Source organism: Streptomyces sp. NPDC058092, from assembly GCF_042884935.1.
Lineage (GTDB): Bacteria > Actinomycetota > Actinomycetes > Streptomycetales > Streptomycetaceae > Streptomyces.
Map to the genome: position 1 here is coordinate 44,595 of NZ_JBHVSY010000018.1, position 24,795 is coordinate 69,389.

Sequence of the window (24,795 nt, forward strand, 5' to 3'; positions counted from 1 at the left end):
GTCCCCCGAGATCCCGGGCCCGTCCCGGGACCGTCCCGTTCCGTCCTGCCGCCGTCCCCTGCCACGATAGGCGCCGCCTACGACAACGCCGGACGGGCTTGACTTCTCAAGCCCGTCCGGCGTTGTCGTGGCTGTGTACCGGCTGTGTGCGTGTGCGCTACCTCACGAAGACTCCCGCCTGGCCGGCCAGGTCCAGGAAGTACTGCGGGGCCAGACCCAGCACCAGCGTGACCGCGACGCCGACCGCGATCGTCGTCATCGTCAGCGGGGACGGGACGGCGACCGTCGGGCCGTCGGCCTTCGGCTCGCTGAAGAACATCAGCACGATGACCCGGATGTAGAAGAACGCGGCGATCGCCGACGAGATCACACCGACCACGACCAGCCCGGCCGCGCCACCGTCCGCCGCCGCCTTGAAGACGGCGAACTTCCCGGAGAACCCGGAAGTGAGCGGGATACCGGCGAAAGCCAGCAGGAACACCGCGAAGACCGCGGCGACCAGCGGCGAGCGCCGGCCGAGCCCCGCCCACTTCGACAGATGCGTCGCCTCGCCGCCCGCGTCGCGCACCAGGGTCACGACGGCGAACGCGCCGACCGTCACGAAGGAGTACGCGCCGAGATAGAAGAGGACCGACGAGATGCCCTCCGGGGTGGCCGCGATGACACCGGCGAGGATGAAACCGGCGTGGGCGATCGAGGAGTAGGCGAGCAGCCGCTTGATGTCGGTCTGGGTGATGGCGACGACCGCGCCGCCCAGCATCGTGATGATCGCGACGGCCCACAGGACCGGGCGCCAGTCCCAGGCGAGGCCCGGCAGGACCACGTACAGCAGGCGCAGCAGCGCACCGAACGCGGCGACCTTGGTGGCCGCGGCCATGAAGCCGGTGACCGGGGTCGGGGCGCCCTGGTAGACGTCCGGGGTCCACATGTGGAACGGGACGGCGCCGACCTTGAAGAGCAGACCGGTCAGGATCATCGCCCCGCCGATCAGCAGCAGCGCGTCGTTGCCCATGGTGTCGGCGAGCGCCGGGTCGATCTGTGTGACGGAGCCGTCGACCACGTTCGCGATGGTGGCGTACGAGACGGAGCCCGCGTACCCGTACAGCAGGGCGATCCCGAAGAGCAGGAACGCCGACGAGAAGGCGCCGAGCAGGAAGTACTTCACCGCGGCCTCCTGCGACATCAGCCGCTTGCGGCGGGCGACGGCGCACAGGAGGTAGAGCGGGAGGGAGAAGACCTCCAGGGCCACGAAGAGCGTCAGCAGATCGTTGGCCGCCGGGAAGACCAGCATGCCGGCCACCGAGAAGAGGACCAGCGGGAAGACCTCGGTGGTGGTGAACCCGGCCTTGACCGCGGCCTTCTCGCTGTCGCTGCCGGGGACCGACGCGGCCTGGGCGGCGAAGGAGTCGACGCGGTTGCCGTGCGCGGCGGGGTCGAGCCGGCGCTCGGCGAAGGTGAAGACGGCGACCAGCGAGGTCAGCAGGATGGTGCCCTGCAGGAACAGCGTCGGACCGTCGATCGCGAGGGCGCCCATCGCGGCGATGTGCGCCTTCGTCGTGCCGTATCCCCCGGCCGCCAGGCCGACGACCGCGGCGAAAGCGGCGGCGAGGGCGACGACCGTCAGGAAGACCTGCGTGTAGTAGCGGGACCGGCGCGGCACGAAGGCCTCGACGAGCACGCCCACCACGGCGACACCGATCACGATGAGGACCGGGGCCAGCTGGGCGTACTCGATGACCGGTGCCTTGAACTTCTCGGCCGGGGCCGCCGATGTCACCCCGTCGGCCATTGTCCACAGGCTGTGGACAGCTGTTGCGCTCACTTGGCGGCCTCCACCTCAGGCTGGGGGTCCTTCTTCTGGACGTCCGACATGGTGTGCTGCACCGCCGGGTTGACGATCTCCGTCAGCGGCTTCGGGTAGACACCCAGGAAGAGCAGCAGCGCGATCAGCGGCAGCACCACCACCAGCTCCCGGACCTTGAGGTCCGCCATGCCCTGGACCCCGGCCTTCACGGGGCCCGTCATCGTCCGCTGATAGAGGACGAGGACGTACAGCGCGGCAAGCACTATGCCGGTCGTGGCGATGACGCCTGCCGCCGGGTACGCGCTGAACGTGCCGACCAGGACCAGGAATTCGCTGACGAACGGGGCGAGTCCGGGCAGCGACAGGGTGGCCAGACCGCCGATCAGGAAGGTACCGGCCAGGATGGGCGCCACCTTCTGCACCCCGCCGTAGTCGGCGATGAGCCGCGACCCGCGCCGGGTGATCAGGAAACCCGCCACCAGCATCAGCGCGGCGGTCGAGATCCCGTGGTTGACCATGTAGAGCGTGGCGCCCGACTGGCCCTGGCTCGTCATCGCGAAGATGCCGAGGATGATGAAGCCGAAGTGCGAGATCGACGCGTAGGCGATCAGCCGCTTGATGTCGCGCTGGCCGACGGCGAGCAGCGCCCCGTACACGATGCTGATCAGTGCCAGGACGATGATCACCGGCGTCGCCCACTTGCTGGCCTCCGGGAAGAGCTGGAGGCAGAAGCGGAGCATCGCGAACGTGCCGACCTTGTCGACGACCGCGGTGATCAGGACGGCGACCGGGCTGGTCGCCTCACCCATGGCGTTGGGCAGCCAGGTGTGCAGCGGCCACAGCGGGGCCTTCACCGCGAAGGCGAAGAAGAACCCGAGGAAGAGCCAGCGCTCCGTGCCGGTCGCCATGGAGAGCGAGCCGCCCGCCCGGGCCTCGGCGATCTCGGAGAGCGAGAACGTCCCCGCGACCACGTACAGCCCGATCACGGCGGCCAGCATGATGAGGCCGCCGACCAGGTTGTAGAGGAGGAACTTCACCGCGGCGTACGAGCGTTGCGCGGCCGCTTTCTCGTCGCTGCCGGTGTGTGCCCGGTCCCCGAAGCCACCGATGAGGAAGTACATCGGGATGAGCATGGCTTCGAAGAGGATGTAGAAGAGGAAGACGTCGGTGGCCTCGAAGGAGAGGATCACCATCGCTTCGACCATCAGGATCAGGGCGAAGAAGCCCTGGGTCGGCCGCCAGCGCGAGGACTTCGTCTCCAGGGGGTCGGCGTCGTGCCAGCCGGCCAGGATGACGAAGGGGATCAGCAGGGCCGTGAGCGCCATGAGCGCCAGCCCGATGCCGTCCACGCCCAGTTCGTACCGGACGCCGAAGTCCTTGATCCAGGCGTGCGATTCGGTGAGCTGGTAGCGGGCGCCGCCGGGCTCGAAGCGGGCGAGCGCGATGCCCGCCAGTACGAGCGTGGCCAGCGAGAAGAGCAGCGCCAGCCATTTGGCGGTGGTGCGCCGGGCGGCCGGGACGGCGGCGGTGGCGATCGCGCCGATCGCCGGGAGCGCCGCCGTCGCTGTCAGGAGAGGAAAGGACATGTGATCAGACCGCCCTCATCAGCAGGGTCGCGGCGATGACAATCGCTGTACCGCCGAACATCGAGACCGCGTAGGAGCGGGCGTAGCCGTTCTGCAGCTTGCGCAGCCGGCCGGAGAGCCCGCCCATCGACGCGGCCGTGCCGTTGACGACGCCGTCGACCAGGGTGTGGTCGACGTACACCAGGGAGCGGGTGAGGTGCTCGCCGCCGCGGACCAGGACCACGTGGTTGAAGTCGTCCTGGAGGAGATCGCGGCGGGCGGCCCGGGTGAGCAGCGAGCCGCGCGGGGCGACGACCGGAACCGGCTTGCGCCCGTACATCGCCCAGGCGATCGCGACACCGATGACGAGCACGACCATGGTGGCGGCCGTGACGGTCGTGGCGCTGACCGGGGCGTGCCCGTGGCTGTGTCCGGTGACCGGCTCCAGCCAGTTCAGGAAGCGGTCGCCGACGGAGAAGAGGCCACCGGCGAAGACCGAGCCGAACGCCAGGATGATCATGGGGATGGTCATCGACTTCGGGGACTCGTGCGGATGCGGCTCGTGGCCCTCGGCGTCCGGCTGCCAGCGCTTCTCGCCGAAGAACGTCAGCAGCATCACGCGCGTCATGTAGAACGCGGTGATCGCGGCGCCCAGCAGGGCCACCGAGCCGAGGATCCAGCCCTCGGTGCCGCCCTTGGCGAAGGCCGCCTCGATGATCTTGTCCTTGGAGAAGAAGCCGGACAGACCGGGGAAGCCGATGATCGCCAGATAGCCGAGGCCGAAGGTGACGAAGGTGACCGGCATGTACTTCCGCAGGCCGCCGAACTTCCGCATGTCGACCTCGTCGTTCATGCCGTGCATGACCGAACCGGCGCCGAGGAAGAGCCCGGCCTTGAAGAAGCCGTGCGTCACCAGGTGCATGATCGCGAAGACGTAGCCGATCGGGCCGAGCCCGGCGGCCAGGATCATGTACCCGATCTGCGACATCGTCGACCCGGCGAGGGCCTTCTTGATGTCGTCCTTCGCGCAACCGACGATCGCACCGAAGAGCAGCGTGACCGCGCCGACGACCACGACGGCCAGCTGCGCGTCCGGCGCGGCGTTGAAGATCGCGCCGGACCGGACGATGAGGTAGACGCCCGCCGTCACCATGGTCGCGGCGTGGATGAGGGCGGAGACCGGCGTCGGGCCCTCCATCGCGTCACCGAGCCAGGACTGCAGCGGCACCTGGGCCGACTTGCCGCAGGCCGCGAGCAGCAGCATCAGGCCGATCGCCGTCAGCTTGCCCTCGCTCGTCTGACCGGTCGCCCCCAGGACGGGACCGAAGGCGAACGTGCCGAACGTGGTGAACATCAGCATGATCGCGATCGCCAGGCCCATGTCGCCGACCCGGTTGACCAGGAATGCCTTCTTGGCGGCCGTGGCCGCGCTGGGCTTGTGCTGCCAGAAGCCGATGAGCAGGTACGACGCCAGACCGACGCCCTCCCACCCGACGTACAGCAGCAGGTAGTTGTCCGCGATGACCAGGATCAGCATCGCCGCGAGGAAGAGGTTCAGATAGCCGAAGAAGCGGCGCCGGCGCTCGTCGTGCTCCATGTAGCCGATCGAGTAGATGTGGATCAGGGTGCCCACACCGGTGATCAGCAGCACGAACGTCATCGACAGCTGGTCGAGCTGGAAGGCCACATCGGCCTGGAAGCTCTCGACCGGAATCCAGCTGAACAGCTTCTGGTGCAGCGCCCGGTCCTCCGCGCCCTTCCCCAGCATGTCGAGGAAGAGCACGACACCGATGACGAACGACACGGCGGCGAGCAGGGTGCCGAGCCAGTGCCCGGACCGGTCCAGCCGTCGGCCGCCGCAGAGCAGGACCGCGGCTCCGAGCAGAGGCGCCGCGACGAGCAGCGCAATCAGGTTCTCCACGATTCAACGTCCCCTTACAGCTTCATCAGGCTGGCGTCGTCGACCGAGGCCGAGTGGCGGGAACGGAACACCGACACGATGATCGCGAGTCCGACCACGACCTCGGCGGCGGCGACGACCATCGTGAAGAAGGCGATGATCTGCCCGTCGAGATTGCCGTGCATCCGGGAGAAGGTCACGAACGCGAGGTTGCAGGCGTTGAGCATCAGCTCCACGCACATGAACACCACGATCGCGTTCCGCCGGATCAGCACCCCGGCCGCACCGATGGTGAACAACAGGGCGGCGAGATAGAGGTAGTTGACCGGGTTCACTTGGCGACCCCCTCATCTTCGTTGTCACGGCCGAGGCGCTCCTCGGAGCGCTGCTCCAGCGCCTTGAGCTGGTCCAGCGACTCGTTGGACACATCGCGGATCTGGCCTCGGTTGCGCAGCGTCTGCATGACGGTGAGCTCGGACGGTGTGCCGTCGGGAAGCAGACCCGGGATGTCCACGGCGTTGTGCCGGGCGTAGACACCGGGGGCGGGCAGCGGCGGCAGCTGCTTGCCGCGTACGCGCTCCTCGGACATCTCCCGCTGGGTCTTCGCCCGTTCGGTGCGCTCCCGGTGGGTGAGCACCATCGCGCCGACCGTCGCCGTGATCAGCAGCGCGCCGGTGATCTCGAAGGCGAAGACGTACTTGGTGAAGATGAGGCTGGCCAGCCCCTCGATGTTCCCGCCGTGCTCGGCGTTGGCGGTGCCGAGCCCGTTGAAGCTGTTCAGCGAGGCGTTGCCGATGCCCGCGACGAGCAGGACGCCGAAGCCGATCCCGCAGCCCGCGGCCAGCCAGCGCTGGCCCTTGAGGGTCTCCTTCAGGGAGTCGGCCGCCGTGACGCCGACGAGCATGACCACGAAGAGGAACAGCATCATGATCGCGCCGGTGTAGACGACGATCTGGACGACGCCCAGGAAGTAGGCGCCGTTGGCCAGGTAGAACACCGCCAGGACGATCATGGTCCCGGCGAGGCTCAGCGCGCTGTGCACGGCTTTTTTCATCAGTACGGTGGACAGCGCGCCGAGCACGGCGACGATGCCCAGCACCCAGAACTGGACGGCCTCGCCGGTCGAGGTCTGGGAGGCTGCCGCGGCCAGGCCGGTCATGCGTCCACCTCCCGCGTCGAGCCGCTGTTCTTCTCGGCGCCGTCCGCCGGCTTCTCGCCCTTGGAGACCGCGACCTGACGCTCCGTACCGGGCGCGGCCTCGGTGACGAGGCCCCGGTAGTAGTCCTGCTCGTCCATCCCCGGGTAGATCGCGTGCGGGGTGTCGACCATGCCCTCCTCCAGGCCCGCGAGCAGCTCGTCCTTGGTGTAGATGAGGCTCTCGCGGGTGGTGTTGGCGAGCTCGAACTCATTGGTCATCGTCAGTGCCCGGGTCGGGCACGCCTCGATGCACAGACCGCAGAGAATGCAGCGCGCGTAGTTGATCTGGTAGACGCGGCCGTAGCGCTCGCCCGGGGAGTAGCGCTCCTCGTCGGTGTTGTCCGCGCCCTCCACGTAGATCGCGTCCGCCGGACAGGCCCAGGCGCACAGCTCACAGCCGACGCACTTCTCCAGACCGTCCGGGTGGCGGTTGAGCTGATGTCGGCCGTGGAAGCGCGGCGCCGTCACCTTCTGCGTTTCCGGATACTGCTCGGTCAGCCGCTTCTTGAACATGGCCTTGAAGGTCACGCCGAAGCCGGCGACAGGGTTCTGGAACTTCTCGCCCGAGGGCTCTGATGACTCAGACACCGTCAGCCTCCTTTCCGTCACTCGAATTTCCGTCACTCCGAGTATCCGACCCACCACTGACAATGAGCTCCCGCTCGCCCCGCGGCCTGCGGCGCGGCACCGGCGGCAGGGTCTGTCCGGGCAGCGGCGGCACCGGGAATCCGCCCGCCATCGGGTCGAACGCCGGCTCCGGGCCGGCCTCCGCCTCCGCGGCCCGGCCCTTCTTGTCGCGGAAGATGTCGGCGACGAAGGAGATCAGCAGGATCGCGATCACGGCCCCGGCCACGTACAGCACGATCTTCGAGAAGTCGTACCCCTCGTTGCGCAGCGCCCGCACCGTCGCGACCAGCATCAGCCAGAGCAGGGAGACCGGGATCAGGACCTTCCAGCCGAGCTTCATCAGCTGGTCGTAACGGACCCGGGGCAGCGTGCCGCGCAGCCAGATGAAGAAGAACAGCAGCAGCTGGACCTTGAGGACGAACCAGAGCATCGGCCACCAGCCGTGGTTCGCGCCCTCCCAGAAGGTGCTGATCGGCCACGGGGCCCGCCAGCCGCCCAGGAACAGGGTCGTGGAGACCGCGGAGACGGTGACCATGTTGACGTACTCGGCAAGCATGAACATCGCGAACTTGATCGACGAGTACTCGGTGTTGAAGCCGCCGACCAGGTCGCCCTCGGACTCCGGCATGTCGAACGGGGCCCGGTTGGTCTCGCCGACCATCGTGACGATGTAGATGATGAAGGAGACCGGCAGCAGCAGGATGAACCAGCGGTCCTGCTGCGCCTCCACGATCTTCGAGGTCGACATCGACCCGGAGTACAGGAAGACCGAGGCGAACGCGGCGCCCATCGCGATCTCGTAACTGATCATCTGGGCACAGGAGCGCAGGCCGCCGAGGAGCGGGTACGTCGATCCGGACGACCAGCCCGCCAGCACGATGCCGTAGATCCCGACCGAGGCGACCGCGAGGACGTAGAGCATCGCGATCGGCAGGTCGGTGAGCTGCATCGCCGTACGGTGCCCGAAGATCGAGACCTCGTCGGACGGACCGAACGGGATCACCGCGATCGCCATGAACGCCGGGATGGCGGCGACGATCGGCGCGAGCACGTACACGACCTTGTCGGCGCGCTTGACGACGACGTCTTCCTTCAGCATCAGCTTGATGCCGTCGGCGAGCGACTGGAGCATGCCCCAGGGGCCGTGCCGGTTGGGGCCGATGCGCAGCTGCATCCAGGCGACGACCTTGCGCTCCCACACGATGGAGAAGAGCACGGTCACCATCAGGAACGCGAAGCAGAACACCGCCTTGATGACGACGAGCCACCACGGGTCGGTGCCGAACATCGACAGATCCTCGGCGGCGAGTACGGCACCACGCGGTGCCGCGGCCAGTTGAGCGAAGGCAGTCACGCCCCCACCTCCGGTGTGACGTCGGGAGTGCCCGGTGCGGCGGGACCGATCCGGACCAGGCCGCCGGGCCGGGCGCCGGTGTCGGCCGGAACGCCCCGTCCGACGGAGTTCAGCGGCACCCAGACCACCCGGTCCGGCATGTCGGTGACCTTCAACGGGAGTTCGACGCTGCCCGCCGGGCCGGTGACGGCCAGCAGATCGCCGTCCTTCACGCCCGTCTCGGCCGCGGTGGCGGCGGAGAGCCGGGCGACCGAGGCGTGCCGGGTGCCGGCCAGCGCGTCGTCGCCCTCCTGGAGCCGGCCCTGGTCGAGCAGCATCCGGTGGCCCGCGAGGACCGCCTCGCCGTCGCCGGGCCGGGGCAGCGGCCGGGCCGGCTCGTTCGGGTCGGTGGCGTGCGCGCCGGTCCAGCCGGCGAGCCGGTCCAGCTCGCGGCGTACGGACTTCAGGTCCGGCAGCGCAAGGTGGGCGGGCCGATCAGCGCCTTCGGCGCGGGCCAGCGCGTCGGCCAGCATGTGCAGCACCCGCGCGTCGGCCGGCGCGAGCGCCCGCGTCATCTGCTCGGGCTTCAGCGCCGCCTCGAACATCCGCGCCCTGCCCTCCCAGTTGAGGAAGGTGCCGGCCTTCTCGGCGACCGCGGCGACCGGGAAGACCACATCGGCCCGCTCGGTCACCTCGCTGGGCCGCAGCTCCAGCGAGACCAGGAAGCCGACCCGGTCCAGGGCCTCCAGGGCCCGTGCCGGGTCCGGCAGGTCCACCGGCTCGACCCCGGCGACGAGCAGCGCGCCCAGTTCGCCGGTGGCCGCGGCCTCCACGATCTGGCCGGTGTCGCGGCCGAAGCGGGACGGAAGTTCGGTGACGCCCCAGACGGCCGCCACCTCGTCCCGGGCCCGCGGGTCGGTCGCCGGACGGCCACCGGGCAGCAGCGACGGAAGCGCGCCCGCCTCCACCGCACCGCGCTCGCCGGCCCGCCGCGGCATCCACACCAGCGCCGCCCCGGTCGCGGTGGCGGCCCGTACCGCGGCGGTCAGCCCGCCCGGCACGGCCGCCAGCCGCTCACCGGCCACGATCACGGCACCCTCGCCGCGCAACGCCTCGGCCGCCGCGGCTCCGTCGCCGTCGAGCCCGACGCCGCCCGCGATCGCGTCCAGCCACTCGGTCTCGGTGCCGGGGGCGGCGGGGAGCAGCGTGCCGCCCGCCTTCTCCAGTCCGCGCGTGGCGTGCGAGGCGACGGCGAACGTGCGCTGTCCGTGCTTGCGGTTCGCCTTGCGCAGCCGCAGGAAGACGCCGGGCGCCTCCTCCTCCGACTCGAACCCGACCAGCAGCACCGTCGGCGCCTTCTCCAGCGAGGTGTACGTGACACCCGAGCCGTCCAGGTCCCGGCCGCGCCCGGCCACGCGGGCGGCCAGGAAGTCGGCCTCCTCGCCGCTGTGCACCCGGGCCCGGAAGTCGATGTCGTTGGTGTCCAGGGCGATCCGGGCGAACTTGCTGTACGCGTAAGCGTCCTCGACGGTCAGCCGGCCGCCCGTGAGCACACCCGCCCTGCCGCGTGCGGCCAGCAGACCGGCGGCCGCGGCGGCCAGTGCCTCGGGCCAGCTCGCCGGTTCCAGGACGCCGTCCGCGTTGCGTACCAGCGGAGTGGTGAGCCGGCCTGGCTGCTGCGCGTAGCGGAAACCGAAGCGGCCCTTGTCGCAGACCCACTCCTCGTTGACCTCGGGGTCGTTGGCGGCGAGCCGCCGCATCACCTTGCCGCGCCGGTGGTCGGTACGGGTCGCGCAGCCGCCCGCGCAGTGCTCACACACCGACGGCGACGACACCAGGTCGAAGGGCCGGGCGCGGAACCGGTACGCCGCCGAGGTCAGCGCCCCGACCGGGCAGATCTGGATGGTGTTCCCGGAGAAGTACGACTCGAACGGGTCGCCCTCGCCCGTGCCGACCTGCTGGAGCGCGCCGCGTTCCAGCAGCTCGATCATCGGGTCACCGGCCACCTGGTTGGAGAACCGGGTGCAGCGCGCGCAGAGCACGCACCGCTCACGGTCCAGGAGCACCTGGGTGGAGAGCGGGACGGGCTTCTCGAAGGTGCGCTTCTTGCCGTCGAAGCGGGAGTCGGCGCCGCCGTGCGACATCGCCTGGTTCTGCAGCGGGCACTCGCCGCCCTTGTCGCAGACCGGGCAGTCCAGCGGGTGGTTGATGAGCAGCAGCTCCATCACACCCTTCTGCGCCTTCTCGGCGACCGGCGAGGTGAGCTGCGACCGCACCACCATGCCGTCGGTGCAGGTGATGGTGCAGGACGCCATCGGCTTGCGCTGGCCCTCGACCTCGACGATGCACTGGCGGCAGGCGCCGACCGGGTCGAGGAGCGGGTGGTCGCAGAAGCGCGGGATCTCGATGCCGAGGAGTTCGGCGGCGCGGATGACCAGGGTGCCCTTGGGCACGCTGATCTCGATGCCGTCGATCGTCAGCGTGACGAGGTCCTCGGGCGGGACGGCCGCCTCGCCGCCCCCGGAGGGCGCACTCGTGGTGACTGTCATGCGTTCACCCCCTGGTGAGCGTTCTTGTCGTCGGCCCAGGCGGTCGACCTGGCGGGATCGAAGGGGCAGCCCCTGCCCGTGATGTGCTGCTCGTACTCCTCGCGGAAGTACTTCAGCGAGGAGAAGATCGGCGAGGCGGCGCCGTCGCCGAGGGCGCAGAACGACTTGCCGTTGATGCTGTCGGCGATGTCGTTCAGCTTGTCGAGGTCGGCCATCTGTCCCTTACCGGCCTCGATGTCGCGGAGCAACTGGACGAGCCAGTAGGTGCCTTCGCGGCACGGTGTGCACTTGCCGCAGGACTCATGGGCGTAGAACTCGGTCCATCGGGTGACGGCCCGCACGACGCAGGTCGTCTCGTCGAAGCACTGGAGCGCCTTGGTGCCGAGCATGGATCCGGCGGCGCCGACGCCCTCGTAGTCGAGCGGTACGTCGAGGTGCTCATCGGTGAACATCGGGGTCGAGGAGCCGCCCGGGGTCCAGAACTTCAGCCGGTGGCCGGCGCGCATCCCGCCGCTCATGTCGAGCAGCTGGCGCAGCGTGATGCCGAGCGGGGCCTCGTACTGGCCGGGGCTCGTGACATGCCCGCTGAGCGAATACAGCGTGAAGCCGGGGGACTTCTCGCTGCCCATCGACTTGAACCACTCCTTGCCCCGGTTCAGGATCGCGGGAACCGAGGCAATGGACTCGACGTTGTTCACCACAGTGGGGCAGGCGTACAGACCGGCGACCGCGGGGAAGGGGGGTCGCAGCCGGGGCTGGCCGCGTCGCCCTTCGAGCGAGTCGAGCAGTGCGGTCTCCTCACCACAGATGTACGCGCCCGCGCCCGCGTGCACGGTGAGTTCCAGGTCGAGCCCCGAGCCCAGGATGTTCGTCCCGAGGAAGCCCGCCTCGTACGCCTCGCGCACGGCCTCGTGCAACCGCCGCAGTACGGGGACGACTTCACCCCGCAGATAGATGAACGCGTGCGAGGAACGGATCGCGTAGCAGGCGATCACGATGCCCTCGATGAGGGAGTGCGGGTTGGCGAAGAGAAGCGGGATGTCCTTGCAGGTCCCGGGCTCCGACTCGTCGGCGTTGACGACCAGGTAGTGCGGTTTGCCGTCGCCCTGCGGGATGAACTGCCACTTCATCCCGGTGGGGAAGCCCGCGCCGCCGCGGCCGCGCAGACCGGAGTCCTTGACGTACGCGATGAGGTCGTCCGGCGACATGGCGAGGGCCTTGCGCAGCCCCTCGTATCCCTCGTGGCGCCGGTAGGTCTCCAGGGTCCAGGATTCCGGGTCGTCCCAGAAGGCGGAGAGGACGGGGGCGAGCAGCTTCTCGGGGCTGTCCCCGCTGCCGTTCCCGTTGTCGTTGATTTCGGTTGCCAACGTCATCACTCTCCCTCCTCGGCTGTCGGGCCGGCCGCGTGGTCCGGGTCCTGCGGGGCATCGGCAGGTCCGGACTCGCGCGTGCTCCCGGCGCGGGGGGCGACGACGCGCGGGTGCGGTTCCTCGCCCCTGGCGAGGCGGAGGCCGATCAGTGAGGCCGGGCCCGCGCCGCCGGACGCCTCGACGGCGCCGGGGCGCTCGTCGGGGAAGCCGGCCAGGATCCGGGACGTCTCCTTGTACGAGCACAGGGGGGCGCCGCGGGTGGGTTCGACGGTGCGTCCGGCGATCAGGTCGTCGACCAGGCGCGTCGCGCTCTCGGGCGTCTGGTTGTCGAAGAACTCCCAGTTGACCATCACCACGGGAGCGAAGTCGCAGGCAGCGTTGCACTCGATGTGTTCGAGGGTGACCTTGCCGTCCTCGGTTGTCATATCGGGCCCGTCGTTCCCGACGCCGAGGTGCTCCTTGAGCCGGTCGAAGATGGCGTCGCCGCCCATCACCGCGCACAGGGTGTTGGTGCAGACGCCGACCTGGTAGTCGCCGCTCGGCCTGCGGCGGTACATCGTGTAGAAGGTGGCGACCGCGGTGACCTCGGCGGTGGTGAGGCCGAGCAGCTCGGCGCAGAACGCCATGCCCGTACGGGAGACGTAGCCCTCCTCGGACTGCACCAGGTGCAGCAGCGGCAGCAGGGCGGAGCGGCTGTCGGGGTAGCGGGCGATCACCTCCTTCGCGTCCGCTTCGAGCCTGGCGCGCACCTCGGCCGGGTAGGCGGGGGCGGGGAGCTGCGGCATCCCCAGACTGACTTCCTGACGTGCTTCGGTCACCGGTCGACGCCTCCCATCACGGGGTCGATGGACGCGACGGCGACGATGACGTCGGCGACCTGGCCGCCCTCGCACATCGCCGCCATGGCCTGCAGATTGGTGAAGGACGGGTCGCGGAAGTGGACCCGGTAGGGGCGGGTACCGCCGTCCGAGACGACATGGACGCCGAGCTCGCCCTTGGGCGACTCGACCGCGGTGTACGTCTGTCCGGCCGGGACGCGGAAGCCCTCGGTCACCAGCTTGAAGTGGTGGATCAGGGCCTCCATGGAGGTGCCCATGATCTTCTTGATGTGGTCGAGCGAGTTGCCGAGCCCGTCCGGACCGAGCGCGAGCTGCGCCGGCCAGGCGATCTTCTTGTCGGCGACCATCACCGGTCCGGGGGCGAGCCGGTCGATGCACTGCTCGATGATCCGCAGCGACTGGCGCATCTCTTCCAGCCGGATGAGGAAGCGGCCGTAGGCGTCGCAGCTGTCGGCGGTGGGGACGTCGAATTCGTAGTTCTCGTACCCGCAGTACGGGTCCGTCTTGCGCAGGTCGTGCGGGAGTCCGGCGGAGCGCAGGATCGGGCCGGTGGCGCCGAGTGCCATGCAGCCGGTCAGATCGAGATAGCCGACGTCCTGCATGCGGGCCTTGAAGATCGGGTTGCCGGTGGCGAGCTTGTCGTACTCCGGCAGGTTCTTCTTCATGGTCTTCAGGAACTCGCGGAGCTGGTCGATCGCGCCGGGCGGCAGGTCCTGGGCGAGTCCGCCGGGCCGGATGAACGCGTGGTTCATCCGCAGGCCGGTGATCAGCTCGAAGAGATCGAGAACGAGTTCACGATCACGGAAGCCGTAGATCATGATCGTGGTGGCGCCGAGCTCCATGCCGCCGGTGGCGATGCACACCAGGTGCGAGGAGATCCGGTTGAGCTCCATCAGGAGCACGCGCAGGACGGTGGCCCGGTCGGGGATCTGGTCCTCGATGCCGAGCAGCTTCTCGACGCCGAGGCAGTACGCCGCCTCGTTGAAGAACGGCGTCAGGTAGTCCATGCGCGTCACGAAGGTGGTGCCCTGGGTCCAGTTCCGGAATTCGAGGTTCTTCTCGATGCCGGTGTGGAGGTAGCCGATGCCGCAGCGGGCCTCGGTGACGGTCTCGCCGTCGATCTCCAGGATCAGCCGCAGCACCCCGTGCGTGGACGGGTGCTGGGGGCCCATGTTGACGATGATGCGCTCGTCGTCCGACTTGACCGCCGACTCGACGACCTCGTCCCAGTCGCCGCCGGTGACTGTATATACAGTCCCCTCGGTTGTCGCCCGGGCATCCGAAAGGGGCGTCCCGGAGGGACCCGATGAGGGGTGGTGGCCGGGTGACGGGTGGGCTTGGGGAGTAGACATCAGGAGTACGACCTCCGCTGGTCCGGAGCCGGGATCTGGGCGCCCTTGTACTCGACGGCGATGCCGCCGAGCGGATAGTCCTTGCGCTGCGGGAAGCCCTGCCAGTCGTCCGGCATCATGATCCGGGTGAGGGCGGGGTGCCCGTCGAAGACGAGCCCGAAGAAGTCGTAGGTCTCGCGCTCGTGCCAGTCGTTGGTCGGGTAGACCTCGACGAGCGACGGGACGTGCGGATCGCTGTCCGGGGCCGACACCTCAAGGCGGATCAGCCGGCCGTGCGTGATCGAGCGCAGGTGATAGACGGCGTGCAGCTCGCGGCCCTTGTCGCCGAGGAAGTGGACGCCGCTCACCCCCGTGCAGAGCTCGAAGCGCAGCGCCGGGTCGTCGCGCAGGGTGCGGGCGACCCGGACGAGGTGCTCGCGGGCGATGTGGAAGGTGAGCTCGCCGCGGTCGACGACGGTCTTCTCGATGGCGTTCCCGGGAAGCAGGTCCTGTTCCTCCAGGGCCCCTTCGAGCTCGTCCGCGACTTCGTCGAACCAGCCGCCGTACGGACGGGACGTGGCGCCCGGCAGGGTCACCGTGCGGACGAGGCCGCCGTAACCGGAGGTGTCGCCGCCGTTGTTGGCGCCGAACATGCCCTTGCGTACGCCGATGACCTCGCCGGTCTCGTCGCGCGGTGCGGGCACGCCGTTGTTGTTCTGCTCGCCGTGCTCGGGGTTCTCGCTCATCGCAGCAGCCCCTTCATCTCGATCAGGGGCAGTGCCTTGAGCGCCGCGTCCTCCGCCTCGCGGGCGGCCTCCTCCGCGTTGACCCCGAGCTTGGAGCTCTGGATCTTCTGGTGGAGCTTGAGAATCGCGTCCATCAGCATCTCGGGCCGCGGCGGGCAGCCCGGCAAATAAATATCAACCGGGACAATGTGATCAACACCCTGAACAATGGCGTAATTATTGAACATTCCGCCCGATGATGCGCAAACCCCCATGGAGATCACCCACTTGGGGTTGGGCATCTGGTCGTAGACCTGCCGCAGGACGGGCGCCATCTTCTGACTGACCCGCCCCGCCACGATCATCAGATCCGCCTGGCGCGGCGATCCGCGGAAGACCTCCATGCCGAAACGGGCCAGGTCGTAGCGCCCGGCCCCGGTCGTCATCATTTCGATGGCGCAGCAGGCCAGGCCGAAGGTGGCCGGGAAGACGGAGGACTTCCGTACCCAGCCGGCGGCCTGCTCGACAGTGGTCAGCACGAAGCCGCTGGGCAGCTTCTCTTCGAGTCCCATGGTGTGCCCCTCAGCCCCTCAGTCCCATTCCAGGCCGCCGCGACGCCACACATACGCGTAGGCGACGAAGACGGTGAGCACGAAGAGCAGCATCTCCACGAGCCCGAAGATCCCCAGGGCGTCGAAGGTGACCGCCCAGGGATAGAGGAAGACGATCTCGATGTCGAAGACGATGAAGAGCATCGCCGTCAGGTAGTACTTGATGGGGAAGCGGCCGCCTCCGGCTGGAGTGGGGGTGGGTTCGATACCGCACTCGTACGCTTCGAGCTTTGCTCGGTTGTACCGCTTAGGGCCGATAAGCGTGGCCATGACCACGGAGAAGATCGCAAACCCTGCCCCGAGGGCGCCGAGCACGAGGATGGGCGCGTAGGCATTCACGCTCCTCGCTCCTTCCAGTCGTCCTTGACCGTTGGACCGCATCGGGCGATTCGGCTCGCCACCCCACCAAGATCGTGCACATGTGAGGCAGTTCACAAGCCCGACTGCCCCGCATCCTATGCCCGCCGTCCTGTGATCTGCGACACGGGGTACGACAACGAGTTTGTGATCTCCACCACCAGGCGAAGAGCCACGAAGTCACCTGAGCAGTGATCTTCGTACGCAAAGCGGCCGAGTGATCACGAGACGTGACATCCGATGCTGTCTTCGCTGGTCAAGAAGATTTTCCTCTAACAATCAGATACCCGGCGAAGCAAATTGGCAATGGACAGCAGGGGCGTGATAAGCCGAGCGGCCCCGCTCCGGGCTCACCCCGACGAGGGGTCCCCGGGGAGCGAAGTGGACGTGTGCGCGCATTCACGATCTTCGGGACGAACGGGAGGGCGGCGATGCAGGGTCGGCGGGCGGCCCGGCCGGCACCCGGTGGCACTTCGGGCGCCGGGTACACCCACACCCTCCGCATCGCGGTCGCACCGCGGCGGCACCTTGATCACGCTGTGACCTGCGTCACCCCGCACGGTCTTCGATAAAAGCGGGCTTGGCCATCGGCGTAAACGGATGGTAAGCGGCGGGCAATTCGGGCGTATTGCCGAAAGTCCGTGATCACAGCCCTGATCAGGCCTGCCCGGTTTGCCCGTTACGGCGTCAATAAGGGCCACCGGAAAGCGGATTCACAGATTCCGTACGTAACTGTGTCGCAACACACGTTTCTTGATGGGAGCCCCGGAGCCCTGATAGCGCTAGTACTCATGTCCCTCACCGCTCACATACCCAGCCACCGGAAGCCCCGCCGAAACGCGCCGAAGACGGCGCTGCGGGCCGGAGTTGCCGGTGGCGTCCTCAGCACCATCGCGGTCGCAGGCGCTGCCGGTCCGGCCCAGGCCGAGCCGGTGACCCAGACCATCGAGATGCCCACCATCACCGCCGGGCTCTCCACCGCCGTCGCCGCGTCCGCCCAGGCCACGCAGCAGGTCGCCCAGGACCTGCAGACGCAGGCCCAGGAGGACGCCGCAGCCGCCACCGCGGCCAAGGCCGCCAAGAAGGCCAAGGCCGAGGCGGTCCGCAAGGCAGAGGCCAAGAAGAAGGCGGAGGCCGCCGCCAAGGCCAAGGCGGAAGCCGCCGAGCGCGCTTCCCGCACCGCCGCCCGTACGACGCTCAGCGCGACCTCCGGCGCCACCGCGAGCACCGCCGCGTCCTCGTCCTCGGCCTCCTCGTACTCGTCGAGCGCGACCGGCTCCGCCGCGTCCGTCATCGCCTTCGCGCAGGCCCAGGTCGGCGACGCGTACGTCTCCGGCGGCACCGGCCCCAACTCGTGGGACTGCTCCGGCCTCGTCCAGGCCGCGTTCCGCTCGGTCGGCGTCGACCTGCCGCGCGTCTCGCAGGCCCAGTCCACCGCGGGTACCCAGGTCTCCCTGAGCAACCTCCAGCCGGGCGACATCCTGTACTGGGGCGGCGCGGGCAGCGCGTACCACGTCGGGATCTACGTGGGCGGCGGCGAGTTCGTCGGCGCGCAGAACTCCAGCACCGGTGTGGTGCAGCGTCCGCTGTCCTACGACCCGCCGTCGGGCGCGGTCCGCGTTCTCTGAGTCCCGGAGTTCGCCGAGTTCTCGGATTCACAAGCGCCTTCCGGGCGCGCGGCAAAGGGCCGTCACTCCCCCGCTCGGGAGCGACGGCCCTTTGCCGTTTCCGGCGGAAACACGACATCACCCCGGGCGGGGAGCGTCGACGTCGCGAACCTGCCGGACACCGTGCGCCGCCGCTTGTGAACTGGGGCGAACAGCCCTTGCCCCACCGAGCACAGGACGGCACCCGCCATGACCACCGCGGCCACCCCCGCCACCCGACCGACCGCCACGCCGCCCCGCACCCCCTTACGCGGCCGGCTCGCCGTCCTCTCCGTGACACTGGGCATCTTCTCGATCGTCACCACCGAGATCCTGCCCATCGGCCTGCTGACCTCGATCGGTTCCGACTTCGCCGTCTCCGACGGCACGGCGGGCCTGATGATGACCATGCCCGGACTCCTCGCAGCGGTCTGTGCCCCCCTGGTCACCATGGCCACGGCGCGCGTCGACCGGCGGGTGATGCTCTGCGCGTTCATGCTCCTGCTGGCCCTGGCCGACTTCCTCACCGCCGCCGCCGCGGACTACCGCCTCGTCCTGGTCTCCCGGGTGATGGTCGGGATCACCATCGGCGGCTTCTGGTCCATCGGCGCCGGACTGGCCGGGCGGCTGGTCCGCCCGGCGTCGGCCGCCCGTGCGACCGCGGTGATCTTCTCGGCGGTCCCGCTGGGCTCCGTGCTCGGCGTCCCCGTCGGTACGTTCGTCGGCGACCTGGCCGGCTGGCGGACGGCGTTCGTGGTCATGGGGGTGCTGAGCGTGGGCGTACTGGCCCTGATGCTCCTGGTGGTTCCGGCTCTGCCCCCGACCCAGGTCACCCGTGCGAGCGTGCTGCGTGCCGTGCTCGGCCGGAGCGGCACCCGGTTCGCGCTGCTCCTCACCTTTCTCCTCGTTCTGTCGCACTTCGCGACGTATACGTACGTAACTCCCTTCCTGGAACGGATCACCCACGCCGGCCCGGCGCTGATCACGGTGTTCCTGCTGATCTACGGTGCCGCCGGGATCGTCGGCAACTTCGTCGGCGGCGCACTCGTCTCGCGCCGGCCGCGCGCCGCGATCGCCCTCGCCGCGGGGCTGATCGCCGCGGCGACCGCGCTGCTCCCGGTCCTGGGCAGATGGGAGGCCGGAGCGGTCGCGCTGGTGGTCGTCTGGGGTGTCGCCTACGGTGCGGTGCCGGTCTGCTCGCAGGCCTGGTTCGCCGGGGCCGCACCCGACGCGCCCGAAGCGGCGTCCGTCCTCTTCACCGCGTCCTTCCAGGCCACCTTCGCCCTCGGCGCCCTGGCCGGCGGAGCCGTTCTCGACCACATGTCCGTGTCGGCGCTCATGCCGCTCGGCGGCGCGACCGCGGCGCTCGCGGTGATCGCGGCGATCGTGACGGGGCCACGCTCCGGGCGCCTCGGCGTCCGGGGGCCCGCCGATTGAGATGACCTCCGAGGGGCGCCTGGACGGAGGAACCCGCCCAACAGTCGCTCGGGCGGTCCCCCTCAAGCCCGGTCCTTCAGGACCCGGGTCGACTCGACGGGCGCCCGTAACGCTTGCAGCTCAGGTAGGTCGCCGGGAGCGCGCCGTCGTCGAGGCAGATCCGCACGACTGCGGCTCCGCCAGGAACGTCCGCCGGCACGGTGAACGCGGTGAACTTCTCACTGGCACCGCAGGTTCGGGAGGTGTAGTTGAGGCCCAACTGCTTGTTACTGGCATCGAGGGTGAAAGCGGTGGTTCCCCGGCAACTCGACGAGGAAACCGACTTCTGTTCGCCTGCCACGGTGACTGACCGGTTGTGCCAGGTGATCGTGCCTCTGGTGTAGGTGTTCCCGACAGTTACGTCGAACTCGGTGACGGGGTCGGCCGCGTGGGCGGTGGGTGCGTTGACCAGCATGCCGGCGCCCAGGACGACCGTTCCGACGACGGCGGCGAGCCGTGCGCGCATATGATCCTCCATTTGACGGAATGGCCCGGTCGGACCGCACCAGCGTAGGGCCGGTTGCCGCCCCGGGCATGGAGAATGCGACACCGACCTCGGCCGGCCCGACCTTGCTTGGAACTCCTGTGGATCTCCGAGCCGCACTTGTCCGGGTCGGCAGGATTCGGACCTGTCCGGTCCCCACGAACACGATCGATGCCATGGTGGGGAGAACCCCACCATGGCATGCAGTGCTGGCACCCCAATGAATTCGGGGGGCCGCTTTACTGTCCGTATCGCCTACTGACCGCACGATGATTGCATGCAGCAAACGCGCGCTCATTCGCCCGGTCGCGATCGCGATCCATTCATAGACGTCATCAGAGCACTATGCGTGCTGGCCGTGATTTCCCAGCACTGGCTCATGCCCGTACTGGCCTATGAGAACGGGCATTTGAGCACCGGGAATGCTCTCGCGAGTCCCGGCTGGTGGATTGTCACATGGCTGACACAGGTCATGCCCATGGTTTTCTTCGCCGGCGGAGCCGCCAATTACTTCTCGTTCCGATCGGCAAAATCGGTGCGCATCTGGCTCCGGAGCAGAATTGCGCGTCTCCTGGTGCCGGTCATACCCCTGGCAGCCGTGTGGCTGCTGCTTCCCCACGCGTTGATCGGCGCGGGAGTGCCTCAGCAACCCGTGCTGATGGCGGGCAAAATAGCCGGGCAGCTGCTCTGGTTCCTCGCCGTCTACGTGCTCGTGGTCGCGCTCACGCCGGTGATGTTCAGGTGGTACCGCCGGTACGGATGGCGTGTGATCGGCGTACTCGCCGTCTGTGCCCTGGTCGTCGACGTACTGCGCTTCGAGGTCAGCCCCGCGATCGGCTTCCTGAACGCCCTGTTCGTCTGGCTGGCAGCCCACCAGTTCGGCTTCCACTACGCCGACGGCGGCCTGCGCATGCGGAGCAGGTGGGCATCGCCGGGTCTGGCCGCGGTCGGCTTCGGACTCACCGCGGCCGCTGTGTTCTTCGGGCCCTACCCGGCATCCGCGATCGGAATGCCCGGAGCCCCGGTCTCCAACATGAGCCCTCCGACCGCGCTGATGCTGTCGCTGGCGATCGGCCAGCTCGGACTCTGGCTGACGCTCAAGCCGGCAATAACGCGGTTCGCCGAACGTCCACTGGCCACCGCCTTCCTGCAGTGGTGCGGAACCCGCTTCATGACCCTGTACCTCTGGCACATGCCCGCGCTCGTGATGACAGCGGGAATCGCAATTGTCGGACTCGGCTTCGCGACACCGACGCCCGGTAGCCCGATGTGGTTCGCGGTGGCACCGCTATGGGTCGGCGTTTCGGGAATCTTCCTGGTGTGCTTCACCAGACTTTTCGGCCGGTTCGAATTCCGTCACCGTTCCGGTGCGGCGTCGGATATGAGCCTCGGCAAGGTCGTTCTCGCGGCCGTGCTTTCCGCAGGCGGCCTCCTCGGGCTTGCTGCGCAGGGGTTCATTTCCCCCGGAAATCCGCTCGGTCCGGTGCTCTGGGTGCTGCTGGTGCTGGCAGGGCTGCTCGTCGTACGGGAGAAGAACACACCGAGGGCCGTTGTCGCACAAGGCGCTCGCACCGTGCCCGTTCAGTTGGCCGTACGCCATGAAGGTGCCCGGGTTCTCTCCCGGCAGGGCAGCGGATGAGGCTTCGCGCCCTGCGTGCGGGGCGGAACGCCTCAGCGTCCGGAGGCGGCGAGGGTGAACCACACCGTCTTCGAGTGCGGCGGCTGCGTCCCGTACGCGGTGGTCCCCCACCGGGCGGCGAGCCCGTCCACGAGGAGGAGCCCCCGGCCGCCCCTCGTCCGCACCGGCATCCGGCCCGGGAGTGCGCGGAGGCGCCGGTGCGGGCAGGCGGCCGGGTTCGTCGTCCGTCACATACACCGTCACCTGCCGGTGATCGACGGTGACCTCCGCCCGGACCTGCGGCGAGTCCGTGTGGCAGTACGCGTTGGAGACGACCTCGCTCACACAGAGCCGGGCGTCGTCGACGAGGCGCGGGTGCCCGGTGGCCCACAGCACCGTCGCCACGAAGTCCCGCACGATCGTGGGGACTCACACCGCGCGAACTGATCCGCGCCCACTACTGGTCGGACCAGGGCGGCTGGGTGCAGGCCCTGGGGGCGCTCCATCGCGGCCAACCCTGCGGGTTCACGCTCATACTGCGGGGTGGCCGGCACATCGAATGGCACATCCGCCCGCTGACGTACGTATCGCTCGAAACCCGCACCCACCACCATCCCGCCCCACGCCCCGTCGCACAGAATTCCTCATGAGTTAGGCTCGCCGGGGCGCAGCGAGGGCATCGATCGGGCTCAGGTATCGGCCCGCTGGGCCGGAATGTGAGGCCGCCCGTGCGGGATTACTTGCTCATGCTGTTCATCACGGCGGCCGTGACCCATATCCTGACCGGCCCCGTACGGAAGTTCGCCATCGCCGTCGGGGCGATGCCCGGGATCCGGGCGCGCGACGTCCACCGCGAACCCACTCCACGCCTCGGCGGCATCGCCATGTTCGGCGGGCTGCTGGCCGGATACCTGGTGGCCTCGCACCTCCCGCACCTGGAGGAGATCTTCACCCAGAGCTCGACGCCCCGGGCGCTGCTGTCCGGTGCCGCGCTGATCTGGCTGCTGGGGGTGCTCGACGACAAGTGGGAGCTCGATTCGCTGGTCAAGCTCGGCGGGCAGTTGCTGGCCGCCGGTGTGATGGCGTTCCAGGGGCTGACGATCCTCTGGCTCCCGGTGCCGGGCACCGACGGGATCTATCTCGCCGACTGGCAGGGCACCCTGCTGACCGTGGGACTGATCGTCTTCACCATCAACGCGGTCAACTTCGTCGACGGGCTCGACGGGCTGGCCGCCGGGACGGTGGGCATCGCGGCGACGGCGTTCTTCCTGTACGCGTACCGGCTCTGGTACGGCTACGGGATCGAGTCCGCCGCGGCCACCACGCTGATCTCCGCGATCCTGGTGGGCATGTGCCTCGGCTTCCTGGTCCACAACACGCACCCGGCCCGGATCTTCATGGGGGACTCCGGGTCCATGCTGCTCGGGCTGCTCATCGCCGGGTGCGCCATCTCCGTCACGGGCGAGGTCGATCCGAGCCTCCTCAAGCAGACCGTCGACGGTACGTCCGGGTCGGCCGCGATGGTGCCGGTCTACATTCCGCTGCTGCTTCCGCTGTCCGTCATCGCGCTGCCGGTCGCGGACCTCGTGCTCGCCGTCGTCAGGCGTACGTGGAACGGGCGGTCCCCCTTCTCCGCCGACAAGGGGCACCTCCACCACCGGCTTCTCCAGCTCGGACACTCGCAACGCCGGGCCGTGCTTCTCATGTACTTCTGGTCGGCGCTGTTCTCGTTCGGGATCGTGGCCTACTCGGCGCGCGGCGCCAAGTCCTGGATGCTGTTCGCCGTCGCGTTCATCTGCGGGCTGGGCCTGATTCTGCTGCTCCAGCCCCGCTACGACTTCGCCATCACCGACCTGCTGGCCCGGATGCGGCTGATGCGGCCCCGGACCGGGGGGCGTGTGGTCGCCGCCGGCGGTCAGTGCGCCGAGGAGGACGCGGACGACCGGCGCCCGCGCGCGGACGCCGGGCAACGGGCGTAGGACACGCGGCGGCCCGGTCGCCGCGACGGGCCGGCAGGAACCGCCCAGGACGGCCCCCAAGCCCCTGGCGGCTGCGGGTCCACGGCTCCGGTGGACTGCGGGCCCGCGGCTCCCGGGGCCATGCGGGCCCTGGGGGGAATCCCCAAGGGGGCAGCGAGGATCACTCAGGGACGCCTCAGGGTGATTCCCGATCGCCAACGTCCCGTTCCCGAAGGAGAGTTGAGGGCATCCGCCGAACTCTCCCCGCTGGAGCCAGCCCATGCGAAGCCGTCTCGCCTCCGCCCTCGTCGCCACCGCCCTCGTCCTGGGTGCGGCCCTGCCCGCGACGGCGGCGGAACTGCGCCCGGACACCGCTGGGGCGACCGCCCCCGCGAGCCCGTCCGCGCAGGACATCGTCGACTCGCTGCCGAAATCGGTCTACACAGGTGCACTGATCAGGTGGGACGGTGTCGGCGCGGCCATGGGGCCGGTCGTCCCCGACGCCTACTTCAGGATCGGCAGCACCACCAAGATCTTCACCCAGACCGTCGTCCTCCAGCTGGTGGCCGAGCGACGGATCGGGCTGGACACCCCTGTCCGCGCCTACCTGCCGACGATCGTCCCTGCCGCGTACGAGCGGGTCACCGTGGGCCGGCTCCTCGACCACACCAGCGGCTTTCCGCAGCCCGCCAGGACTCCGGCCCCGGACGACGGTGCGGGCTGGTGGCTGCGGTCGGTGACCCCGACCGGATTGCTGAGCGCATCGTTCGCCGCCGCGGCGGACCGTTCGGAGACACCGCCCGAGCCGGGCTCCGTACAGCAGTACAACGGGCTCAACGCGTTCGCCCTCGGGCTGATCGTCGAGAAGGTCACCGGCCATTCCTTCACCCATGAGCTCCGGCACCGCATCATCCGGCCGTTGGGACTGCGTCACACGAGCTTGCCCGCTGCCGACGACCCGACCATTCCCTCGCCGCACGCCCGGGTGTACGTCGACGGGGACGAGGTCACCGAGCAGAGCCCGTACCCGTGGGCCGAGGGCGGCATGATCTCCACCGCCGCCGACCTGGACCGCTTCCTGACGGCTCTGTTCCGGGGCAGGCTGCTGCCGCCCGCCCAGCAGAAGCTGGTGTTCGCGGTCCCCCACGTGTCCAGTGCCACCACCAACAAGAACTGCGCCGACGGGAAAGCCTGCTTCAGTGTCGGCGGGCTGATGCGGTACAAGCTGCCGAACGGACAGTCCGTCTGGGGAAAGACGGGGTCGCGGCCCGGCTGGGACAACGGGTTCTTCGCCACCCGGGATCTCGGACACCGGGTGGTCTATTCGCTGAACCCCACCGGAGCCGACTCCGGAATCGCGTACATACAGCGGATCGTCATCGCCTCGCTCACGGACTGAGCGAGG

21 protein-coding genes and 1 pseudogene are annotated in these 24,795 nt (G+C 69.1%); 5 read left to right on the forward strand and 17 right to left on the reverse strand.

Annotation, left to right across the window (positions count from 1 at the left end):
• Positions 1-157 precede the first annotated feature (157 nt).
• The 14 genes from nuoN to ACFVV1_RS26835 are packed head-to-tail and all read right to left on the reverse strand — an operon-like array spanning position 158 to position 16,190.
• Positions 158-1,822, reverse strand: a complete 1,665-nt coding sequence (nuoN, locus tag ACFVV1_RS26770) for an NADH-quinone oxidoreductase subunit NuoN (protein WP_389993929.1) — start codon at positions 1,820-1,822, stop codon at positions 158-160.
• Complete coding sequence (locus ACFVV1_RS26775) at positions 1,819-3,390, reverse strand: NADH-quinone oxidoreductase subunit M (protein WP_389993931.1); 1,572 nt, start codon at positions 3,388-3,390, stop codon at positions 1,819-1,821. Before ACFVV1_RS26775 ends, nuoN begins: the two co-directional genes overlap by 4 nt.
• A gap of 4 nt (positions 3,391-3,394) precedes the next feature.
• Positions 3,395-5,290 carry an NADH-quinone oxidoreductase subunit L gene (gene nuoL, locus ACFVV1_RS26780; RefSeq protein ID WP_389993934.1) on the reverse strand — a complete coding sequence of 632 codons (1,896 nt, stop codon included), beginning with the start codon at positions 5,288-5,290 and terminating at the stop codon, positions 3,395-3,397.
• Between the two features lie 14 nt (positions 5,291-5,304).
• Complete coding sequence (gene nuoK, locus ACFVV1_RS26785; RefSeq protein WP_093543641.1) at positions 5,305-5,604, reverse strand: NADH-quinone oxidoreductase subunit NuoK; 300 nt, start codon at positions 5,602-5,604, stop codon at positions 5,305-5,307.
• The gene (locus ACFVV1_RS26790; RefSeq protein ID WP_389993937.1) at positions 5,601-6,428 is read right to left on the reverse strand and encodes an NADH-quinone oxidoreductase subunit J; all 828 of its coding nucleotides are present in this window, start codon (positions 6,426-6,428) and stop codon (positions 5,601-5,603) included. Before ACFVV1_RS26790 ends, nuoK begins: the two co-directional genes overlap by 4 nt.
• A complete protein-coding gene (gene nuoI / locus ACFVV1_RS26795) occupies positions 6,425-7,054 on the reverse strand; it encodes an NADH-quinone oxidoreductase subunit NuoI (RefSeq protein ID WP_389993939.1) in 630 nt (209 codons plus the stop codon). The genes ACFVV1_RS26790 and nuoI overlap by 4 nt, the downstream gene beginning before the upstream one ends.
• The gene (gene nuoH / locus ACFVV1_RS26800) at positions 7,047-8,447 is read right to left on the reverse strand and encodes an NADH-quinone oxidoreductase subunit NuoH (protein ID WP_389993941.1); all 1,401 of its coding nucleotides are present in this window, start codon (positions 8,445-8,447) and stop codon (positions 7,047-7,049) included. The genes nuoI and nuoH overlap by 8 nt, the downstream gene beginning before the upstream one ends.
• Positions 8,444-10,975, reverse strand: a complete 2,532-nt coding sequence (locus ACFVV1_RS26805) for an NADH-quinone oxidoreductase subunit G (protein ID WP_389993944.1) — start codon at positions 10,973-10,975, stop codon at positions 8,444-8,446. The genes nuoH and ACFVV1_RS26805 overlap by 4 nt, the downstream gene beginning before the upstream one ends.
• Positions 10,972-12,351, reverse strand: coding sequence for an NADH-quinone oxidoreductase subunit NuoF (gene nuoF / locus ACFVV1_RS26810; protein WP_389993946.1), 1,380 nt, complete (start codon positions 12,349-12,351; stop codon positions 10,972-10,974). The genes ACFVV1_RS26805 and nuoF overlap by 4 nt, the downstream gene beginning before the upstream one ends.
• Positions 12,348-13,130, reverse strand: coding sequence for an NADH-quinone oxidoreductase subunit NuoE (nuoE, locus tag ACFVV1_RS26815; RefSeq protein WP_389994242.1), 783 nt, complete (start codon positions 13,128-13,130; stop codon positions 12,348-12,350). Before nuoE ends, nuoF begins: the two co-directional genes overlap by 4 nt.
• Positions 13,131-13,159: 29 nt before the next feature.
• The gene (locus ACFVV1_RS26820) at positions 13,160-14,536 is read right to left on the reverse strand and encodes an NADH-quinone oxidoreductase subunit D (protein WP_389993949.1); all 1,377 of its coding nucleotides are present in this window, start codon (positions 14,534-14,536) and stop codon (positions 13,160-13,162) included.
• The gene (locus ACFVV1_RS26825; RefSeq protein WP_389993952.1) at positions 14,536-15,261 is read right to left on the reverse strand and encodes an NADH-quinone oxidoreductase subunit C; all 726 of its coding nucleotides are present in this window, start codon (positions 15,259-15,261) and stop codon (positions 14,536-14,538) included. The genes ACFVV1_RS26820 and ACFVV1_RS26825 overlap by 1 nt, the downstream gene beginning before the upstream one ends.
• Entirely contained in the window at positions 15,258-15,812 is a 555-nt protein-coding gene (locus ACFVV1_RS26830) for an NADH-quinone oxidoreductase subunit B family protein (protein ID WP_030975705.1), read from the reverse strand. The genes ACFVV1_RS26825 and ACFVV1_RS26830 overlap by 4 nt, the downstream gene beginning before the upstream one ends.
• 18 nt (positions 15,813-15,830) lie before the next feature.
• Positions 15,831-16,190: an NADH-quinone oxidoreductase subunit A gene (locus ACFVV1_RS26835; protein ID WP_003992243.1), complete on the reverse strand. Its 360-nt coding sequence runs from the start codon at positions 16,188-16,190 to the stop codon at positions 15,831-15,833.
• Positions 16,191-16,999: 809 nt separating this feature from the next.
• On the opposite strand from ACFVV1_RS26835, the gene ACFVV1_RS26840 reads away from it, so the two are divergent.
• Together ACFVV1_RS26840 and ACFVV1_RS26845 are read left to right on the forward strand one after the other, a co-directional pair.
• A complete protein-coding gene (locus ACFVV1_RS26840; RefSeq protein ID WP_389993954.1) occupies positions 17,000-17,836 on the forward strand; it encodes a C40 family peptidase in 837 nt (278 codons plus the stop codon).
• A 228-nt stretch (positions 17,837-18,064) separates the two neighbouring features.
• The gene (locus tag ACFVV1_RS26845) at positions 18,065-19,291 is read left to right on the forward strand and encodes an MFS transporter (RefSeq protein ID WP_389993957.1); all 1,227 of its coding nucleotides are present in this window, start codon (positions 18,065-18,067) and stop codon (positions 19,289-19,291) included.
• A 76-nt stretch (positions 19,292-19,367) separates the two neighbouring features.
• Here the strand turns inward: ACFVV1_RS26845 and ACFVV1_RS26850 are convergent, their stop codons facing one another.
• Positions 19,368-19,796, reverse strand: a complete 429-nt coding sequence (locus ACFVV1_RS26850) for a hypothetical protein (protein ID WP_389993960.1) — start codon at positions 19,794-19,796, stop codon at positions 19,368-19,370.
• A gap of 295 nt (positions 19,797-20,091) precedes the next feature.
• On the opposite strand from ACFVV1_RS26850, the gene ACFVV1_RS26855 reads away from it, so the two are divergent.
• Positions 20,092-21,453, forward strand: a complete 1,362-nt coding sequence (locus ACFVV1_RS26855; protein ID WP_389993963.1) for an acyltransferase — start codon at positions 20,092-20,094, stop codon at positions 21,451-21,453.
• 32 nt (positions 21,454-21,485) lie between these two features.
• On the opposite strand, the gene ACFVV1_RS26860 is transcribed toward ACFVV1_RS26855, so the two are convergent.
• Entirely contained in the window at positions 21,486-21,617 is a 132-nt protein-coding gene (locus ACFVV1_RS26860) for a hypothetical protein (RefSeq protein WP_389993966.1), read from the reverse strand.
• 58 nt (positions 21,618-21,675) lie between these two features.
• Positions 21,676-21,849, reverse strand: a pseudogene (locus tag ACFVV1_RS26865) (ATP-binding protein); the annotation flags it as partial.
• A gap of 329 nt (positions 21,850-22,178) precedes the next feature.
• Between ACFVV1_RS26865 and ACFVV1_RS26870 the strand changes: the two are divergent.
• Both ACFVV1_RS26870 and ACFVV1_RS26875 read left to right on the forward strand, forming a co-directional pair.
• Entirely contained in the window at positions 22,179-23,411 is a 1,233-nt protein-coding gene (locus ACFVV1_RS26870) for an MraY family glycosyltransferase (protein ID WP_389993969.1), read from the forward strand.
• Positions 23,412-23,670: 259 nt separating this feature from the next.
• The gene (locus tag ACFVV1_RS26875; protein WP_389993971.1) at positions 23,671-24,789 is read left to right on the forward strand and encodes a serine hydrolase domain-containing protein; all 1,119 of its coding nucleotides are present in this window, start codon (positions 23,671-23,673) and stop codon (positions 24,787-24,789) included.
• Positions 24,790-24,795 lie beyond the last annotated feature (6 nt).

Bases quoted from the DNA above. Each gene is read 5' to 3' on its own strand.
- ACFVV1_RS26845 (WP_389993957.1), top strand. From the start codon at position 18,065: ATGACCACCGCGGCCACCCCCGCCACCCGACCGACCGCCACGCCGCCC.
- ACFVV1_RS26850 (WP_389993960.1), bottom strand. From the start codon at position 19,796: ATGCGCGCACGGCTCGCCGCCGTCGTCGGAACGGTCGTCCTGGGCGCC.
- ACFVV1_RS26790 (WP_389993937.1), bottom strand. From the start codon at position 6,428: ATGACCGGCCTGGCCGCGGCAGCCTCCCAGACCTCGACCGGCGAGGCC.
- ACFVV1_RS26855 (WP_389993963.1), top strand. From the start codon at position 20,092: ATGCAGCAAACGCGCGCTCATTCGCCCGGTCGCGATCGCGATCCATTC.
- ACFVV1_RS26870 (WP_389993969.1), top strand. From the start codon at position 22,179: ATGCTGTTCATCACGGCGGCCGTGACCCATATCCTGACCGGCCCCGTA.
- ACFVV1_RS26820 (WP_389993949.1), bottom strand. From the start codon at position 14,536: ATGTCTACTCCCCAAGCCCACCCGTCACCCGGCCACCACCCCTCATCG.
- ACFVV1_RS26805 (WP_389993944.1), bottom strand. From the start codon at position 10,975: ATGACAGTCACCACGAGTGCGCCCTCCGGGGGCGGCGAGGCGGCCGTC.
- ACFVV1_RS26840 (WP_389993954.1), top strand. From the start codon at position 17,000: ATGTCCCTCACCGCTCACATACCCAGCCACCGGAAGCCCCGCCGAAAC.
- ACFVV1_RS26825 (WP_389993952.1), bottom strand. From the start codon at position 15,261: ATGAGCGAGAACCCCGAGCACGGCGAGCAGAACAACAACGGCGTGCCC.
- ACFVV1_RS26775 (WP_389993931.1), bottom strand. From the start codon at position 3,390: ATGTCCTTTCCTCTCCTGACAGCGACGGCGGCGCTCCCGGCGATCGGC.
- nuoE (WP_389994242.1), bottom strand. From the start codon at position 13,130: ATGCCGCAGCTCCCCGCCCCCGCCTACCCGGCCGAGGTGCGCGCCAGG.
- ACFVV1_RS26875 (WP_389993971.1), top strand. From the start codon at position 23,671: ATGCGAAGCCGTCTCGCCTCCGCCCTCGTCGCCACCGCCCTCGTCCTG.
- ACFVV1_RS26830 (WP_030975705.1), bottom strand. From the start codon at position 15,812: ATGGGACTCGAAGAGAAGCTGCCCAGCGGCTTCGTGCTGACCACTGTC.